The 18,048-nt window shown below is 54.2% G+C and carries 16 protein-coding genes; 9 read left to right on the forward strand and 7 right to left on the reverse strand.

The genetic code is table 11. From position 1 onward, the window contains the following. Window positions 1-4: 4 nt before the first annotated feature. A complete protein-coding gene (locus tag ACR0MI_RS09950; RefSeq protein ID WP_170614542.1) occupies window positions 5-1,384 on the forward strand; it encodes an aminotransferase in 1,380 nt (459 codons plus the stop codon). 33 nt (window positions 1,385-1,417) lie between these two features. Here ACR0MI_RS09950 and ACR0MI_RS09955 read toward each other — a convergent pair whose 3' ends face one another. Continuing rightward, window positions 1,418-2,197 carry a class I SAM-dependent methyltransferase gene (locus ACR0MI_RS09955; RefSeq protein WP_170614541.1) on the reverse strand — a complete coding sequence of 260 codons (780 nt, stop codon included), beginning with the start codon at window positions 2,195-2,197 and terminating at the stop codon, window positions 1,418-1,420. A 188-nt stretch (window positions 2,198-2,385) separates the two neighbouring features. Here ACR0MI_RS09955 and ACR0MI_RS09960 point away from each other — a divergent pair, with 188 nt between their 5' ends. Beyond that, window positions 2,386-4,845 (forward strand): GcvT family protein, encoded by a 2,460-nt coding sequence (locus ACR0MI_RS09960; RefSeq protein ID WP_480441270.1) that lies wholly within the window; start codon window positions 2,386-2,388, stop codon window positions 4,843-4,845. 24 nt (window positions 4,846-4,869) lie between these two features. On the opposite strand, the gene ACR0MI_RS09965 is transcribed toward ACR0MI_RS09960, so the two are convergent. The 5 genes from ACR0MI_RS09965 to ACR0MI_RS09985 all read right to left on the reverse strand — a co-directional run bounded on the left by ACR0MI_RS09965 (window position 4,870) and on the right by ACR0MI_RS09985 (window position 9,644). Then, on the reverse strand, window positions 4,870-5,433 hold the full coding sequence (locus ACR0MI_RS09965; protein ID WP_170619664.1) for a TetR/AcrR family transcriptional regulator: 564 nt from the start codon (window positions 5,431-5,433) through the stop codon (window positions 4,870-4,872). A 70-nt stretch (window positions 5,434-5,503) separates the two neighbouring features. Beyond that, window positions 5,504-6,346, reverse strand: a complete 843-nt coding sequence (locus ACR0MI_RS09970) for an ABC transporter permease subunit (RefSeq protein WP_170614538.1) — start codon at window positions 6,344-6,346, stop codon at window positions 5,504-5,506. After that, entirely contained in the window at window positions 6,347-7,255 is a 909-nt protein-coding gene (locus tag ACR0MI_RS09975; protein ID WP_480441272.1) for an ABC transporter permease subunit, read from the reverse strand. It lies immediately after the preceding gene. Window positions 7,256-7,305: 50 nt separating this feature from the next. Then, a complete protein-coding gene (locus ACR0MI_RS09980; RefSeq protein WP_480854256.1) occupies window positions 7,306-8,388 on the reverse strand; it encodes an ABC transporter ATP-binding protein in 1,083 nt (360 codons plus the stop codon). 146 nt (window positions 8,389-8,534) lie between these two features. Continuing rightward, window positions 8,535-9,644 (reverse strand): extracellular solute-binding protein, encoded by a 1,110-nt coding sequence (locus tag ACR0MI_RS09985; protein ID WP_170614535.1) that lies wholly within the window; start codon window positions 9,642-9,644, stop codon window positions 8,535-8,537. A gap of 375 nt (window positions 9,645-10,019) precedes the next feature. On the opposite strand from ACR0MI_RS09985, the gene ACR0MI_RS09990 reads away from it, so the two are divergent. From ACR0MI_RS09990 to ACR0MI_RS10000, 3 genes are all read left to right on the forward strand, one after another. Then, window positions 10,020-11,321 carry an aromatic ring-hydroxylating oxygenase subunit alpha gene (locus ACR0MI_RS09990; protein WP_480441274.1) on the forward strand — a complete coding sequence of 434 codons (1,302 nt, stop codon included), beginning with the start codon at window positions 10,020-10,022 and terminating at the stop codon, window positions 11,319-11,321. A gap of 15 nt (window positions 11,322-11,336) precedes the next feature. Beyond that, window positions 11,337-11,579, forward strand: coding sequence for a hypothetical protein (locus ACR0MI_RS09995; RefSeq protein ID WP_170614534.1), 243 nt, complete (start codon window positions 11,337-11,339; stop codon window positions 11,577-11,579). Between the two features lie 127 nt (window positions 11,580-11,706). Then, window positions 11,707-12,972, forward strand: a complete 1,266-nt coding sequence (locus tag ACR0MI_RS10000; RefSeq protein ID WP_170816701.1) for an NAD(P)/FAD-dependent oxidoreductase — start codon at window positions 11,707-11,709, stop codon at window positions 12,970-12,972. Between the two features lie 108 nt (window positions 12,973-13,080). Here ACR0MI_RS10000 and ACR0MI_RS10005 read toward each other — a convergent pair whose 3' ends face one another. Beyond that, window positions 13,081-13,875: a helix-turn-helix transcriptional regulator gene (locus ACR0MI_RS10005; protein WP_170680549.1), complete on the reverse strand. Its 795-nt coding sequence runs from the start codon at window positions 13,873-13,875 to the stop codon at window positions 13,081-13,083. Between the two features lie 117 nt (window positions 13,876-13,992). Here ACR0MI_RS10005 and ACR0MI_RS10010 point away from each other — a divergent pair, with 117 nt between their 5' ends. Genes ACR0MI_RS10010 through ACR0MI_RS10025 form a run of 4 tightly spaced genes read left to right on the forward strand, consistent with a single transcriptional unit; the run spans window position 13,993 to window position 18,021 of the window. Beyond that, window positions 13,993-15,123, forward strand: a complete 1,131-nt coding sequence (locus ACR0MI_RS10010) for an ABC transporter ATP-binding protein (protein ID WP_170614531.1) — start codon at window positions 13,993-13,995, stop codon at window positions 15,121-15,123. A gap of 30 nt (window positions 15,124-15,153) precedes the next feature. Beyond that, window positions 15,154-16,317 carry an extracellular solute-binding protein gene (locus ACR0MI_RS10015; protein WP_170614530.1) on the forward strand — a complete coding sequence of 388 codons (1,164 nt, stop codon included), beginning with the start codon at window positions 15,154-15,156 and terminating at the stop codon, window positions 16,315-16,317. Between the two features lie 27 nt (window positions 16,318-16,344). Beyond that, window positions 16,345-17,196 (forward strand): ABC transporter permease, encoded by an 852-nt coding sequence (locus ACR0MI_RS10020; protein WP_170614529.1) that lies wholly within the window; start codon window positions 16,345-16,347, stop codon window positions 17,194-17,196. 9 nt (window positions 17,197-17,205) lie between these two features. After that, window positions 17,206-18,021: an ABC transporter permease gene (locus tag ACR0MI_RS10025; RefSeq protein ID WP_480854261.1), complete on the forward strand. Its 816-nt coding sequence runs from the start codon at window positions 17,206-17,208 to the stop codon at window positions 18,019-18,021. Window positions 18,022-18,048 lie beyond the last annotated feature (27 nt).

Genomic DNA, 18,048 nt, shown 5'->3' on the forward strand with positions numbered 1-18,048 from the left:
AGACGTGAACACACTTGGCAACACTCCAACCGATGGCGATCTTGTCACCTGGGATCGCGACCATCATCTACACCCTTGGGCCGGGACCGAAGGCTTTGGTTCCGATGAGTACATGCGGGTCAACACAGCGGATGGTATCTACCTTTGGGATGCTGCCGGAAAGCGCTATATCGATGGCCCGGGCGGTATGTGGTGCACACAGATCGGTTACGGCCGCCGGGAGATGGCCGACGCCATTTCGCAGCAGGTCATGACGATGCCCTACGCGTCGCCCTGGTCATTTACGACTGAGCCCGCGGCCGTTTTGGCCCGTATGATCGCAGAACGCACTCCAGGCGACCTGAATACAGTGCACTTTACAACCGGCGGGTCCACGGCCGTCGATACCGCACTTAGAACCGCGCTTTTCATGAACAAGCGGCTTGGCAGGCCAGAAAAGAAAATCGTGATCGGCCGGGAGAAAGGCTATCACGGATCGACTTTTCTGGCTGCAACGGTCACCGGGAAAGAACGCTTCGAAACAAGCTTTGAAAAGGCGCAGGATTTGGTGCGTTTCCTACCCGACGTGAACCCTTATCACCGGCCCGAGGGAATGAGTGTCGATGCCTGGTGCGACGCCAAGGTCGCCGACCTTGAAAACCTGATTGCCGAGGTAGGTGCCGACCGTATTGCCGCATTTATCGCCGAACCGATCCTGTGTTCTGGCGGCGTGATTGTCCCGCCTCCGGGCTACCACAAGCGCACACTCGAAATATGCCGTGCAAACGACATTCTGTACATCTCGGATGAGGTCGTAACCGGCTTTGGCAGGCTGGGACATTGGTTCGCATCAGAAGACGTTTTTGGCATCGTTCCAGACATTATTACATGCGCAAAAGGCCTGACTTCCGGGTATCTGCCACTTGGCGCTTGCATCATCTCGGACGCAGTAATGCAACGCATCTCTGACGCTCCGGGCGGCGATGTCTTCTACAATGGCTATACCTATTCAGGGCACCCGGTGAGCTGTGTTGCAGCAATCAAAAACATCGAGATCATGGAGCGGGAGGATATTCTTGGGCACGTTCAACGCGTAACACCGCAATTTCAAGAACGCCTGCGCCAGATCAAGGAAAAGTTCCCGATCGTCGGGGACGTGCGCGGCGACGGTCTTCTGGGGTGTATCGAATGCCGCCCCGGGCTGAAGGTCGAAAGCTATGAAGCACACGTCAAGTTTGGGCAGAAACTGGACGACGCATGTGAAGAGTTGGGTTTGCTTTTGCGACCATTTGGAAACATGGCCGTGTTCTCTCCTCCTCTGATCATCACTCCTTCCCAGATAGACGACATGTTCGACATCATGGAGGCAGGAATGGCGCAGGTCAGTAAGGACTACGGCGAATAGCGGCCACGACGCCACAACTTGGCGCCGGCAAAGTCATGCTGGCTTTCGACCTCGGATGTGATGCGGGCAGTGCTCTCCGGATTTAAGCACAGGCTGCATCGCGTCCCAGATCTCGATTTGGTGTTCGATAAACTCGGCACCATGCCGGGCTTCCCAGCCAGCGCGGTTCGGCCCGGTCAAATCCGCAAGTTCTGCGGCGGAAACTTCCGCATACCATGGATTGCGGTTAACCAATTCCACGCCTTCGAAGCCGGCCGCCTCCATCGCGGTGCGATACTTGGAAGGCGACGCCATTTGAAATTCCAAAGCTTCCATCTTCACATAATGCGCCATCTCAGGTGACATGTCCCCGTCATGATTGGTCAGCCAGTCAGAAGCGGCAAACCGACCACCCGGCTTCAACACCCGAAAGGCCTCGGCAGCCATCGCGGCTTTGTCGGGAATGTGGATGATCGAGTCTTTTGAGAACACGACGTCAAAAGTACCATCTTCGAAAGGCATTGGGCCCGGAGTGACCTGAAGGATTTCCACCCTTTCTTCCAACCCGGCCCGCTTCACTCGCTCTCTCGCCGCCGCGCAGACGGGAGCCTCCACATCAATGCCTGTCACTTTCCCCGCACCGAACTTCTGCGCCATCAGCACTGCAATTGCCCCTGATCCACACCCAATATCAAGGATATGCTTGCCTTTGAGATCGATCCCCTCAACAACCCGAGCAACTTCCTCGGGGCCTCCTGGCGAAAGGAACCCCTCCCCCCAAAGCTCTTCCAGGAAGTTGATCACCTGACGGTCGTAAAGGATATCGTCTGACACAAGCTTCCCCCGCATCTGATTGCCAGTTCACCGACACAGTGAAGCCTGATCGCGCTGCCTTGGCAAGCCCTTTTCCAGATAGGAAGGCGATGCTCAAAATTAACTATTGAATGATCATTCAGTCAGTAGACATTGAGCGCCATGACTGATATGCGAGAAAATGAACGCCACGAAAGGACATTCTCGCCATGGCTGACACCCTACCGACGCACGCCCGGACCGTCATCATCGGGGGAGGTTCCATTGGCGCGAATACGGCCTATCACCTGACCAAGCTTGGCCATACCGATGTTGTGGTTCTTGAGCAGGGGCAACTGACATCCGGAACGACTTGGCATGCCGCGGGCCTTATCGTGGCCGGCCTGCTCAAGTCGGAAGCGGAATGTGCAATCTACACGCATGGACGCGATCTATACGCCAACCTTGAGAAAGAAACCGGTATTTCCACTGGTTTTCGGGACGTTGGATATCTGCAGATTGCGACCAACAAAGAACGCCTGCATGAAATGCGCCGTGTCGCAGCCTTCATGCGCCGTTTCGGGATAAACAATCACGAAGTTTCAGTAAAAGAAGCGCAGGATTTGTTCCCTATTGGTGACCTGTCGGACGTCGTTGGTGCGTTCCTGATACCCGAGGACGGGCGCGCCAACCCGGTGGACGTGACAATGTCGCTGGCAAAGGGGGCCAGAAGCAGAGGCGCCCGCTTCTTCGAAGGTGTTCGGGTCGACGAGATTTTGGTCGAGAACGGCACCGCGACTGGAATCCGCACTGCGAACGGTCACGCCATCACGGCTGAAAACGTTGTGATATGCGGTGGCATGTGGTCCCGCCAGTTAGGGGCCAAGCATGGCGTCAACCTGCCCCTTCAAGCGGCTGAGCACTACTACCTGATTACCGAGAGCATCCCGGGCTTGCCCCGCGATCTGCCCGTTCTCGAAGACCCTTCCACGTACACTTATTACCGCGAAGAAGTTGGGGGGATGATGTTGGGTCTTTTCGAACCAGGTGCTGCGGCGTGGAAGCTGGGTGGTATCCCCGACGAATGGCAATTCGGAGAGATCGAGCCAGACTGGGAACGTGTTGGCCCCGACCTTGAAAAAGCCTATTCGCGCGTGCCTGACACGATGAATTATGGCGTCAAGAAACTGTTCTGCGGACCGGAGAGCTTTACGCCCGATCTTGCACCGCTTGTTGGCCCGACACCGGAACTTCGCAACCTCTGGGTTGCATGCGGGATGAACTCTTTGGGCATCCTCAATGGCGCCGGTACCGGTATGGTTCTGGCCCATTGGATTGTGGATGGCTTGCCCCCAATCGATGTCACGGGCATCAACGTCAATCGCTTTTCGCGTGAAATGGCCACACCGGCGTTCCGGCGCGACAGAACGCCGGAGCTGCTGGGCAAGCTCTTTGGCCAGCATTACCACAATGAGAATTACAAGACGGCCAGAAACGTAAAGCGTTCCGTGCTGTATGACCGCCTGAAGGATGCAGGGGCGTTTTTCGGCGAAGGAAGTGGTTGGGAACAACCTGATTGGTTTGCCCCGACACCGGAACAGGCCAAGGTCGAGAAATACAGTTGGTATCGCCAAAACTGGTTTGAATGGCACGCCGAAGAACACAAGGCAGCGCGCGAGGAAGTCATCGTCATGGACATGACATCAATGGCGTGTTTCAGCGTCGAAGGTCCAGATGCATGCGCCCTTCTCTCGCGCCTTTCCTGCAATGAGGTTGATGTTGAGCCTGGCCACGTGGTCTACACTGCCTGGGTGAATGAACAAGGTGGGTTTGAGGCCGACCTTACGGTTACTCGACTGTCCGAGCGGAAGTACTGGGTTATTGTCGGCGAAAACTCGGCAGGTCATACCGAAATGCGCATGCGGCGGCACATTCTGAACGATGAGAATGTGGTCATCACAGACATCACTGCTGCGCGCTGCCAAATCAACGTTCACGGCCCAAAGTCACGCGATCTTCTGAGCAGAATATCCGGCGCTGATTTGTCGGACGAAGGCTTCCCATTCATGACGGCCCGAGAGATTGATGTCGGGTATGCCGTTGTTCTGGCCTATCGCGTGACCTTTATCGGGGAACTTGGCTGGGAGCTTCATGTGCCTGCCATTCAGGCCGTTCAAACATATGATCTGATAATGGAAGCGGGTCGTGACTTGGGGGTTCGAAACGCGGGCATGCAAACCCTAAACTCCCTGCGACTCGAAAAGGCCTATCGTGATTTCGGAATCGATGTGGACAACACGGACAACCCCATTGAGGCCGGGCTTGGTTTTGCCATCAAACTGGACAAACCCGGAGGATTCATCGGCAGGGAAGCGCTGGCTGCAATAAATGCAAAAGGCACACCCAAAAACCGAATGCTACAGTTTCTGCTGAAAGACGATGAGCCCCTGATGTATGGCAACGAGATGATTTATCTGAACGGCAAGGAAGTCGGGTACATTCAGGTTGGCGGGTATGGGCACACGCTTGGCGCGGCTGTCGGGATTGGTTTTGCAGAAACCGAAGAACCGCTGACGGCAGACATCGTCGCAAAGGGACACTGGCAGATCGAAATTGCCGGCGAGAAATTCGACGCCACTGCTTCGCTAAAGCCGCTCTACGACCCCGGGATGAAGAAGATAAAGTGCTGAAGCACAATTACAGGGTATTGCGGCTTAAACCGGAAAGTGTTTTGGAAAGAACCGCGACAGCGAAAGCAGGCAAACATCCCTGAACTCTCGCCGGTCAGCCACCTTGGGATACAACATCAGGCTGAGCCAGGCGCCGTCAGACATTGCCTCAACAGCTCGGGCTGTTTTTTCGGCCTCAAGATCGTCGTAATCGCCGTCGGCGATCAACTCTCCACATAGACGCAGAATTCGATCGTATCTCTCGTTGTCAAATTTATTGTGAATCTTCAAGTAATTAGGACGGTACTTTGCTTGCCCCCAGAATGCAAACCAAACCGCTAGGCGCTTGTGCGTGCAGATGCTTTTGTCAAAATCCGCGCGGATAATGGCCGCAAGCCGATGTGCGGCCGTAGGTTCCGCGTCGTCATAATACCTTAGCCAATTTTCGTAGTGCTCTTGTGCCAGAAAACCCAGCGCGGCGTCATACAATGCTTCCTTGCTGTCGAAGTGGTAATTCACAACCCCATGGGACAGATTGGCAGCTTCGGTCACGTGTTTCAGCGTTGTGTCAGAAAACCCGCGCCTCGAAATCGAGTCTATGGCCGCCATTATCAACTGCAGGCGGCGAACTTCCGGAGGTTCGGTGCGTCGTTTTTTCTGAAGCTCGTGCGACTCCAATTTATCCTTCCTCTCGTTCAGCCATTTGTCTGTCCAGCAGATCCGCCCTTTGTTGCCGGAACATAACGATAGCTGCGATAGCGACGCAAATGGCGATCACGAGGATCATTATAGTCGCAAGCGCATTAATATCCGGCCTGAGGCCCAGTCGAATGCGCGAAAAGATCAGGATTGGCAAGGTATTTGCACCCGGACCTGTAACAAAACTGGCTATGACCAGGTCATCAAGAGACAAAGTAAACGCCAGCAGCCAACCTGAAATAAGGGCCGGTGTCAGCTGAGGAATGGTGATTGCAGTCAAGACTTTAAAAGGCTTGGCACCGAGATCGGCGGCAGCTTCTTCCAGAGTTTGCCCCACGCCGGTCAATCGTGCCTGAATTGTCACAGCGACATAGGCCATCGAAAAAGTAATATGCGCGATCGTAATCGTCGCGAACCCGCGCTCGGCGGGCCATCCGATTAGCTGGTTCAGTGAAATAAAGAAAACCAGCAAGGACAATCCGGTTATCACCTCGGGCATCACCAACGGCGCGACCAACATGCCACCAAACAAAGTCCGGCCTTTGAACCGGCCAAATCGCACCATCGCAAGACCTGCAAGCGTACCAAGCGCTGTTGCAAAGGTTGCGTTTACAACCGCGATCTGAAGGCTAAGGGAAACCGCGCTCCAGACTTCTGCAGATTGAAATAGCTCCTTGTACCATCGTAAGGACCATCCCCCCCAGACCGGAACCAGCTTGGAGTAGTTGAACGAGTAAATGATTAGCAAAATCATCGGGATATAGAAGAATGCCAAACCTAGTGTCAGCATGATCGTCAGGAAGCGGGAGCGTTTGCTGTACATCTATTGCTCCTCCGACGCTTTGCCCTGGTAGTGTTGGAACACCATGATGGGCAGCACCAGAATAACCAGCAGAACAATTGCCACCGCAGCAGCAACCGGCCAATCACTGTTTCTGGAGAACTCGTTATAGAGAACCCGGCCAATCATTTGCACGTTTCCACCCCCTAAAAGATCGGGAATAACGTATTCCCCAGTCGCAGGAATGAAGACCAGCAATGAGCCCGCGATGATGCCGGGCATCGTCAAGGGTAACGTGATTTTGAAGAACGTGTTCGTTGGCCGGGATCCGAGATCCGCTGCAGCTTCATTCAGGCTGTCATCCAGCTTTTCCATGTTCGCGTAGAGCGGCAGGATCATGAAGGGCATGTAGGTGTAGACGATACCAATATAGACAGCGAATTCCGTGTACAGCATCCGGATCGGTTCGTCGATTATACCAATTGCGATCAACAGGTTATTGATCGTACCTTGATCTGCAAGCAATCCCATCCACGCGTAGACGCGCAGCAGGAACGACGTCCAGAACGGCAGGATTATTGCGAAAAGCAATAGCGGCTTGGCGACTGGGCCTGATCGCACGATTGCATAGGCAATGGGGTAGCCAAAAAACAGGCACAAGAAGGTCGATGTCACCGAAATCTTGAGCGAGTTGACGTAGGTGTCAAAATAAAGGCTGTCTTCCCAGATGTAGATAAAATTGTCGAACACCAGACGGATCGTCATGATCCCGCTGTCCGACCACTCGATCAAACTGGTGAATGGAGGGCTTGCAATGGCAAGTTCAGCCAAGCTGATTTTGGCGACAATAAAGAACGGTGCCAGGAAGAAAACCAGAAGCCAGAAGAACGGTATGACGGTAACGATCTGTCGCCACTTGCTTTGCAAGCGCCGCATAAATAGGCCAAGCATCGGCTGTCGTTCAACCTGTAACGGTTCAGGCCTATCTCCCGTGAAATCCGTCATGAGTGGAGCAACATGGCACTGGACGGATCCCAGCTGATATTCACCTTGTCCTCCCACGTAATGCGCTGGGTGGCATGCGTTGGGCGTGACTGGTTGGGCCTGGTGACATCAAATATCTCTCCATTGGGAAGCCTCACCTTGTAGATCGACGTCTCTCCTAAATAACCCACGTCGTCGATGATGGCTGATGTCTGGTTGGGGCCTGGAGCAACTTCATCGGATTTCGAAAGACGGATTTTTTCGGGCCTCAAAGCCACCCAGATCTTGCTGCCAACTTTCACGGAGTGACCGTGATCTATGAAAACCTCGCAGAATTCAGTCTCGACCCGAACATGATCTGCACCTTCCTCGGTTACCCTGCCCTCAAAAATATTCGCTGACCCGATGAAGTCGGCGACAAAGCGAGACGCGGGAAACTCGTATATTTCTGTTGGCGTTCCAATCTGCTTGAACCGCCCAGCATCCATAACCGCCATGCGCGACGACAACGTCATCGCTTCTTCCTGATCGTGGGTCACCACAATAAACGTGACACCGACCTTGTCCTGAATATTGGCAAGCTCAAACTGCGTTTGCTTGCGCAGCTTCTTGTCAAGCGCAGCCAGAGGCTCATCCAAAAGCAGCAGCTTTGGGCGTTTGACCAACGCACGAGCCAGCGCAACGCGCTGGCGTTGCCCGCCTGACAATTGCTTGGGTTTTCTCTTTTTGAAGTCTTCCAGTTCGACAAGCTTGAGGATGTCGTGCACCCTGTCGGCTATGTCAAATTTTGGGACATGGTCTTGTTCCAACCCGAAAGATACGTTCTTTTCGACAGACATATGCGGAAACAGCGCATAGCTTTGGAACATCATGTTGGTGGGGCGTTCGTAGGCAGGAACGTCAGCCATATCGACGCCATCAATGATGATTGAGCCGGCGTTCAGATCCTCAAATCCTGCGAGCATTCGCAGCAGAGTGGACTTTCCGCACCCTGATCCGCCCAGAAGACAGAACAACTCACCCTTGTAGATATCCAGATCGACGTTATCGACGGCCGTTACTTCACCGTACTTCTTTGTCACACCTCTGATCTGAACCAATGGTTGTTGTTCTGTTTGGTCTAGCCAAGGTGCTGCACTGACAGCTTTGGAAACGGTCAATTTGGGCCTCGCAGTCTGCCTGAATGGATCCGAAGTGCAGTAGCGATCCAAATAGGTTCGCTACTGCACTTGCCGGTGTGAGTGGATTAGTTACCGGCTTTGAAGTCAGTCCAGGTACGGGTCTGCAAACGCTCGACCTTGGGAGGAAGAACCGCAGTTGTGTACATCTTGGCAACCTGATCAGACGTCGGGAATGCGGCCGGGCTGGATGTGACGGCTTCGTCAACCATTGGCTTGGCCGAAAGGTTGGCAGTCGCATACCAGGTGAAGTTACTGTCATTGGCCGCAACTTCAGGGCGCATCATATAGTTCAAGAAAAGATGCGCGTCTTCCTTGTTGGCTGCGTCTTCCGGTATAAGCCAACCGTCGATCCACAACTGCGCGGTGCGCTCGCCTTCAGGCAGGAAGAAGTCCAGCACAACCCCAGTGTCGGCTTCGGCTGCCCCGGACATCGCAAGAAGGCCATCCGGTCCCCAAGTGGTTGAGACGCAGAACTCTTTCTGAGGCATTCTTTGGTACGCGTAGTTGTCGAAGGTTTTGATGTACGGGCGGACTGCGGCCAGCATTTCTCCGACCTTTTCATAGTCTTCTGCGTTCGTGGAATTCGGATCCAACCCCATGTGCGCCAAAGCCATCGGTATGATGTCGCCCGGAGAATCCAGGAAAGAAACACCGCACTTGGACAGCTCTTTCATGTGCACGGGATCAAACACCATGTCCATCGAACCGATGGGCGCGTCCGGATACGTCTCTTTCACCAATTCTTCGTTATAAGTGACCCCGTGTGTTCCCCACATATACGGAATGAAATGCTTGTTGCCCGGGTCCCACTCACTAGCCAGTTGCTCCATGATAGCCGGATCAATGTGCTGAACGTTGTCCAGCTTCGACATATCAAGCTCCGCGACGATGCCGGCCTTAATCAGCCGCGCCGTATCACTGCCTGCATGGCTGACCACATCATAGCCGCTGTTTCCTGCCAGCAGCTTGGCATCGATTGCTTCAGCCGAGTCGTACGGATCGTAAATTACCTTGATGCCGTACTCTTTTTCGAAGTTCTCGATCGTGTCTTCAGCGATGTATTCCCCCCAGTTTGTGACTTTCAATACACGCTCTTGTGCAAGTACCGACCCGGAAATTGCAGTAGCCGTTACTGCGAGAACGGTAACCCCGGCGACTTTCCTGATTGAGTTCATAATTTCGCTTCCTCTCCCTGAGTGGTGGCTGCAGCAATTTTGCTTACTTTGTCTGCTGAACACTGTTTTTATGAGCCCCCCTTTTGACAGGTTTGCTCATCTTGCACCCCATTGCCCTCCAATCATCATGAATTTATCTGACTGGCCATTCAAAACGGTAGTCTGATGAAATCGCCGCTGTCAAGCAAAGCTGATCCAATTTTGATCAAAAGCCGACAAGTCGCTTAATTGACAGAAAACTTTCTAACTTTCCGCGCACGCATCAACCTCAATTGGGTCGCAGGGAACCATTTTGGATCTATCTTTGAATGACCATTCAGTCAGAAACGATTGACGAACGGACCAAATTGGGCAAAATCTACAATTAATCGAACGATGGCTGATCCAACTGAAATCCAAGATCGCAGGCTTGGTTTGGCCGAACTGACCAAAACACTGGCTGATCAAGTCAAAACTACGCGGATTGAACTGATGCATGACGAACCCCGGAACATCGAAGTTCCAGCCAATTGGGACAGACGTGGACTGCCGGGCTGGTGCTATCACAGCACCGCTCTTCTGGACCTTGAAAAGAGCAATCTGTTCAAAACCCATTGGCAAATAGCATGTCACGTTTCGGATGTTCCGGAACCCGGCAGCTTTCTTTGTTTCGACATGTGCGGCGAGCGCGCACTGATCGTACGAGACAACAATTCGGACATTCGAGCGTTTCTTAATGTTTGTCGTCATCGCGGATCACGGCTCGTTCCCAAAGATCAAGGAAAGTGTGAAAACGCCTTGGTTTGCCCATTTCATGGCTGGGTTTACAATCTTGATGGAACGCTGCGTGGTGCCGCCCGGCCAGAGTCCTTTCCGGACCTGGACAAGCACAAGTTCGGCCTGAAAGAACTTGAAATGGAAATCTGGCACGGTCTTGTGTTTATTCGCTTCAAACCGGGCCCCCAGCCATCTGTGGCGGAACTTCTGGCCCCGATTGAACAGGAAATCTCAGCCTACAAAATGGCCGAACATGTTCCGACAGACGGGATCTGGACGGAGGAGACGCCGGTCAACTGGAAATCAATCAGAGACGTGGACAACGAAGGGTACCACGTACCGCTTGCGCACCCTGCCCTGCAGGATTTGTACGGTTCAACCTATTCAGACGAACCTTATGTCGATGGCGTCTCACGCTCTGATGCAAGTTTCACACCGACGAAAGGGCGTAGATGGGCTGTTCGCAACTACAAGAAGTTCACAAAGCCCCAACCCCACCTGCCCGAACACTTGCACAAAACCTGGCTTTACTATGGCATTTTTCCAAACGCTGTAATTGCTGTGACTCCCGAGACAATGTTGTTTTATCAGGAGTTTCCAATCACGACGAAAAAGTCCGTGCTGCGGAGCGCAACATATCGAAATCCGCACGAAGATCGCCAACAAAGGGCAGCCCGGTATCTCGCCGCCCGGATTGATCGCGAAACCGTGGAGGAAGATATTCAACTGACGATCTGGTCGAACGAATCCATGGCTTCGGAATCGTTCGAGGGTTTCTACCTTTCGGACCTCGAATATGGTGTCCGGTCACATCACGACCACCTCCGCAAAATACTGCCCGTCTACAATTCAGAAACCGCGCCAGGCGAAGATGAAGTCGCGTCGCTCAATACCGCCATGTCGGCTGCGCCCAAGACGTGAACAAGGGCGCGTTCTATGTCGGAAGCAGAACTTCAAAAACAACTCCTTGTGACGGAAGTCGGAATCCAAGGCTCCGGCGCCACAAGGTATGCGGCCGCAATGTACTTTTATCAGAACGGCAGAATCTCTGCCGAGATGCTGGAAATTTACCGGAGGTGCAGCAAATTTGACGCCGAAGACCCGCTTGATCTGGCCCGTTACGAAGGGGTTTCAGTGACAGAAATGGTTGGCGTTTTGGATGGATGCACTGAGGCATGATAACGCCTGCGATAAGGATCACACCTCAGAAAGCTTCTGATGATTGGTGGGCGTCGCGACGGCGAGCAGTCGAAGTGCAATCTTTGAATTCAACACACAGGCCACTCAATGCGCCGGAGGAAACAAAGTGAACGCGTTTGACTATGACGTCGTCGTTGTGGGCGCTGGCGCAGCGGGAATCGCGGCGACCCGGGCTCTTATGTCGGCAGGTTTGTCAGTTGTCTGTGTCGAGGCATCGAACCGCGTCGGGGGGCGCACCCACACGGATACGGAAATCTTTGGCGTCCCTTTCGACGTGGGGGCGCATTGGATGCACGCTGAACATGCCAACGCTCTGAAAGCGCCGGGTCTTGCGCTTGGCCTTGACCTTTACGCGGCCCCGGATAACGCAATGACATACGGTCTTAAAAATGATGCCGTTCTTTGGAACGAAGTAGAGGACATCCACAAAGACATAGCTGAAGCGGCGCGCATCGATGCAGAAATTGAAACAAGTACCGGAGTTCCAACCGACCGGTCTTTGGCTGACATCTGGGAAGACAAGGGACCTTGGTCATTTACGGCAGCCATGACATTTGCGCTGTCGCTTGCCAGGGATTTGCCGGACACATCCCTGCGAGACATCATTGCCTGGGAGGGTGGCGACGACTGGTTTTGCCGTGAAGGTTTCGGGCACCTCATCGCGTGCACGGCGCAGGGTCTTCCAATTAAACTGTCCAGTCCGGTCACAGAAATCGAAGCCCTTAGTGACGGTGTGCAGGTAACCACGGCGACTGGCAAAACCAAAGCGCGCACCGTGGTCGTAACAGTATCCGTCGGGGTGCTGGCCGAAGACGTCATCCGTTTTGATCCTCCCCTTGAATCCGACCGGCGCGCAGCGCTCGAACTCATTACTATGGGAGACTACAATCACGCAGGCCTTCTTTTTCACCCCGGTGCCTTACCCGTGCAACCCGACACATGGCTGACCTACCACTTAGAACCCGACGCGTCCGGAGTGGCCCGCGGCGGAGGCTTTCTTTGCAACATCTCAAGCACCGGCCTCACCAGCTTTGAAAGTTCCGGAAGCCTTTCCAAGGACTTGCAGAACGCAGGACCTGAAAGCGCCATCGAACATGCGCTCGAGACGCTGGTTGGTTTCTTCGGCTCGGCCATCAGAGAAAAATTCATCAAGGGACACGCAACCGCCTGGCGACATGAACCATACGTGCTTGGGTCTTACGCAGGATCCCAGCCGGGGGGCTATGGCCAACGTGCCGTTTTGCGACAACCCCATGCAGAATGGGTCCACTTTGCTGGCGAAGCGACACATCCCAACCAACAATGCTCTGTCAGTGGCGCCCACCTGGAAGGTTTGCGAGCGGCGGAAGATGTGGTGGCTCAGTTGCTTTGACAAACCGGGAACCATTCCGGCCCAGCAAGCGCAATTGTTATGCCTGCCAAACATCCCACCGCTGGGAACGGTTTCTGGAAAGCGCCAAACGGTTCGTCGCTGAGGGCTTCACTTTTCTTCCGGCCCTAACAGCGCGTCGATGAACCGCGAAAACAACTCTCCCTGAGACCGGATTCTAAGCTTGGAGTATATGTTCCGGCGGTGAATACGAACCGTTCCTGGAGAAATACCCAGTATTCGGCCAACTGCGTCAGCGGAATGGCCCTTGAGGGTAAACTCGACAACCTCCTTTTCGCGAGGCGTCAGCAGGCCTTCGTCAAACTTTTCAAACGCCTCGTCCACATTCAGCACCCGCCCCCTGCGGCGCGTGTTTGCCGGTTTCTGTCCAAACTCTCCGGCCAATCCGTTCCAGTGATGCCTGCAGGTTTCACTGACCACCGGCCAGGCCTTCCCCAGTTCCCGAAAGTCCTTGGCACTGAAAGCCTTTTCGGCCCGCATTAAGGAAACACAAACGGTTGCCTCGTCAGGCAGGTCAACTACATAGCAAATCTCTTCGGCCAAACCGGTCTGAACATAGTAATTTCGAAAGTACTCACCCTGATAAAACCGATCTGGTGCCAGATCACGTAACCGGTACAGACCTGGATCAATGGAGTTTGCGCTGGCCAGATAAAACGGATCCAGAAGATATGGACCCTCCTGATAATCCTCAACCATGATCTTCCGCTTCGATTTTGGGAAATCGTCAAACAGGTCGATCGGGCGCGCTGATCCGAGATACCCAAATATGACAGTATAGTCGAACCCACTGATTTCCTGCAGAGATTTTGAAAGCGTCTGGGAGAAATCGTCTGTTCCGATAGCAGCTATGACTGCGCCTGCTTCGGTCAACCAATCTGTCACGGCCGCCTCCTACTCAAATTTGAATACCACATTCGTGATATATACAAGAATCGACAAACTTTTTACCGTTTACCTGAAACAAGTGGTATTTCAAAAATGAGGATATGTCCCGAAAAAATGCCAAACGGTGAATATACCCAACAATCGGACAGATCGACAGGAAGCACAATCGCCGAGCTTCGCGGCGTGTCCAAAAGGTTTGGGGACGTGTTGGCGGCCAATGATCTAAACCTGAAAATCGCAGAAGGAGAGTTTCTGTCATTTCTAGGTCCGTCCGGGTGCGGCAAGACAACGGCTCTTAGAATGCTGGCAGGTTTTGAAAGCCCGTCGGAAGGCGATGTTTTGCTGGACGGAGAGGTGGTGAACTCGCTGGATGCCCATCTGCGTCCGGTCAACATGGTGTTTCAGCATTACGCACTGTTCCCGCACCTGACCGTTGCACAGAATATTGGATACGGTCTGAAACAGCGGCGCCCGAAGCTGCCCAAAGCGACGATCGCGCAAAAGGTCAGCAAGGCATTGGAAATTGTTCGGCTCGAAGGGTACGAAGCGCGCCGAATTTGGGAAATGTCCGGTGGACAGCAACAACGCGTAGCACTTGCCCGAGCTATCGTGAACGAACCCAAGCTGCTGCTGCTTGATGAACCGCTGGCGGCGCTGGACAGAAAATTGCGCAAGGAAATGCAGATCGAGCTGCAAAACATCCAGCGCCGTCTGGGCATTACCTTTGTCCTAGTAACCCACGATCAGGAAGAAGCGCTGTCGATGAGTGACAGGATCTGCATCATGCGCGACGGCCGGATCGAGCAGGTCGGCAGCCCACAGGACCTGTATGACCGGCCAGCAAACCGATATGTGGCTGGTTTTGTTGGCACGACCAACATCTTCAACGGTTCGATCACTGCAACAAGTAACCAAAATGCCGATGTGCAGCTGGTTACCGGGCAATCCGTCACGGGACAGAACCCATTCAATCTGAATTTGGGAGAAGCCGTCGGCCTGAGCGTTCGGCCTGAACAAATCCACCTCAGCAGGACATCAAAGGCAGAAACCGACCTTGGGGTCACAGTCCTCAATCGCATCTTTCTGGGGGAACATACCGAATACCTGGTCAGGCATGACACACTGGGAGAGTTCCTGGTGTTGTCGCCACGCCAGTCAGAATTGAACGAGGGATCGTTCAAAGTGGATGAGCCGCTCTTTGCGTCCTGGAACGCCAGCGGAGCGCTCATCCTTTCCGGAGACTAACCTAACGATCCAGCCAACAGGGGAAAACTCATGACAAAAACACCGGATCACATCTCGAAGCAGAAATTCATGGAAGAGCTGTACCGCTACAAGCGCGGTTCGGTCACACGCCGGCACTTTCTCGGTGTGACGGGTCTGGGGGCGGCGACGGCTGTGCTTGGCTCGGCCGTGCCGGGTCTTCGGCCGGGTCCCGCCTGGGCATCCGGCGATATTGGGGATCGCGTGGTTCTCGCCACCTGGCCGAACTACCACGACACCGCCAATTTCGACGCCTTTGCCGAAGCGACCGGTGCCAATGTTCAGGTCAACGTCTTTGGGTCGAACGAAGAGATGTTGGCCAAGCTTCAGGCCGGGGCAACCGGCTGGGACGTGTACGTCCCGACCAACTACACCATCACCACCTATGTCAGTGAAGACCTGATCGAACCGCTCGATACATCGCGGCTGCCGAACTACGACGCGTCCGCCTATGACCCGCGTTATGCCGAGGCCGGCTCGGTCGATGGCAAGCTCTACGCCGTTCCCAAAAACTGGGGCTCGACCGGTTTTGTCGCCAATACCAGCCAACTCAACGGTGCGCCCACGCCGTCGAGCTGGAAAGAATTCTTTGATTTGACGATGGGAGATCTGTCTGGCGGTACAATCGTACATGACTATCAGCTGACAACGATCGGGAACGCGCTGAAATACTTTGGCTATTCCTTCAACTCGGTCGACGAGAAGGAACTGGCCGACGCCGAGAAACTGCTCATTGACGCAAAGCCGCACCTGTTTGCAATTTCATCGGACATCCAGCCGTCCATGCGCAGCGGAGACGCGACACTGGCGATGGCCTGGTCTGGTGACGGCAAACAGCTGAACACCGACATGCCCGAGATCATGTACATCCTCGGCAAGGAAGGCGGCGAGTTGTGGAGCGATTACTACGCCATCCCGAAAGGGGCGCCCCACATAGATGCAGCCTATGCGCTGATCAACTACCTGCTGGATCCCGCCGTGAACGTTAAAGAGGTGCTGGCGCACGGCTACCCGACAGCAGATGCGAAATCGATCGCGATGTTGCCTGAGGAGTTGCAGAACGACCCGATCCTGTATCCGGCGCAGGAACTTCTGGACGCGCTTGAATTCGGTGCGGCGGTAACGCTGACCGACCCGAACCGCGCTGAACTTATGGCCCGGTTCAAATCTGCCTAAAGTCCGCAAACCGGAGATGAGAACGACATGAATGCGAGAACGCGCAACTGGCTCTTGCTGGCCCCGGCCGGGACCTGGTTCCTGGTGATGCTTGTGCTGCCGTTGACGGTCGTTCTTATCTTCAGCTTTGGGGAACGCGGCCCGGCTGGCGGATATGTGCCGGCTTTCACGCTGGAACAATACGCCAACCTTCCGGCACGTTGGACGGCGTTCAAAAACACGATGGTGCTTGCCCCGGTCGGCACCATTGCCGCCTTGTTCATAGCCTATCCGCTGGCGTATTTTCTGGCCGTCAGGGCTGATCCTAAATGGAAAACCATCCTGCTGGTTCTGGTGATCGTTCCGTTCTGGACCTCGATCCTGATCCGCAGCTATGCGTGGATATTCCTGCTGGGCGGTCGCGGAATTCCAGAACTGATCGACTTTATCGGGTTCGCAAAGCCACGTCTTATCAATACACCTTTCGCGGTCTTGATTGGTATCATCTATGGCTACCTTCCGCTGATGGTGTTTCCGATCTTCGTCAGTCTCGACCGGCTGGACAAGCGTCTGCTCGAAGCCTCTTCAGACCTTGGTGCCACACCTATGCGGACCTTCCTGCAAGTGACTTTGCCATTGTCGGTGCCCGGCGTGGCCACGGGCTGTCTGCTCGTGTTTATACTCCTGATGGGGGAATTCCTGATCCCGGCGCTGCTGGGCGGAGGCAAAGTGTTCTTTGTTGGCAACGCGCTGGTCGATCTGTTCCTGCAATCGCGCAACTGGGCTTATGGATCGGCGGTGGCAGCGACGCTGGTGTTCATCATGCTGATCTCGGTCACGATCTACATGCGCCTGATCTCGCGACTGGGGACCCAGCGCGAAGACGTATCGTTGATGTAGGGGGATGAAATGCGACTGTATGCTCTGTGCGTTTACTTGTTTCTCTATATCCCAATCGGGGTCATAGCGCTCTTTAGTTTTAATGCCGGACGCCATGCCAGCCAGCTGCAAGGTTTGTCCACGCAATGGTACGGCAAGGCGCTGAACAACCCGTTCGTTATGGATGCGTTGGAAACCAGCCTTATCGTGGCACTTGTATCGGCCACTCTGGCCTCTTTGTTCGGAACAATGGCGGCTGTGGGTCTGCAAGGTATCCGCGGGCCGATGCGCACGGCCTTCGACGGTTTGATCTACGTGGCCATCATGATACCCGGCATCGTCATCGGAATTGCGACCCTGATCGCACTTGTCACTGTGTTCAACTTCGTGAACCCGGGCATTGCAGCGCTCTGGCCCGAAGGGGCTGAGCCGCCAAAGCTCAACATGGGTATAGGCTCTCTCATTGCAGCGCACACCATGTTCACGATGGCCCTTGTCGTGATCATTGTTCGCGCAAGACTTTCCGGCATGGACGCCACCCTGACCGAGGCGTCGTCGGATCTCTATGCGACGCCATTTGGCACGTTTAGACAGGTCACCTTGCCATTGATCTTTCCAGCGATTTTGGCCGGGTTTCTATTAAGCTTCACCTTCAGCTTTGACGACTTCATCATCGCATTCTTTGTCGCAGGGTCCGAGACAACGCTTCCAATTTACGTTTTTTCGTCAATCCGCCGCGGTGTCACGCCAGAGATCAACGCCATAGGCACAATGGTTCTGGCCGCGTCATTGGTCCTATTGATCACAGCCCAGGTCCTTCTGCGGAGGGGAGACAAGAAGAAATGACAGCTGTTAAGCTCATGAAGACACGTT

The organism is Ruegeria sp. D4 (genome assembly GCF_056534475.1).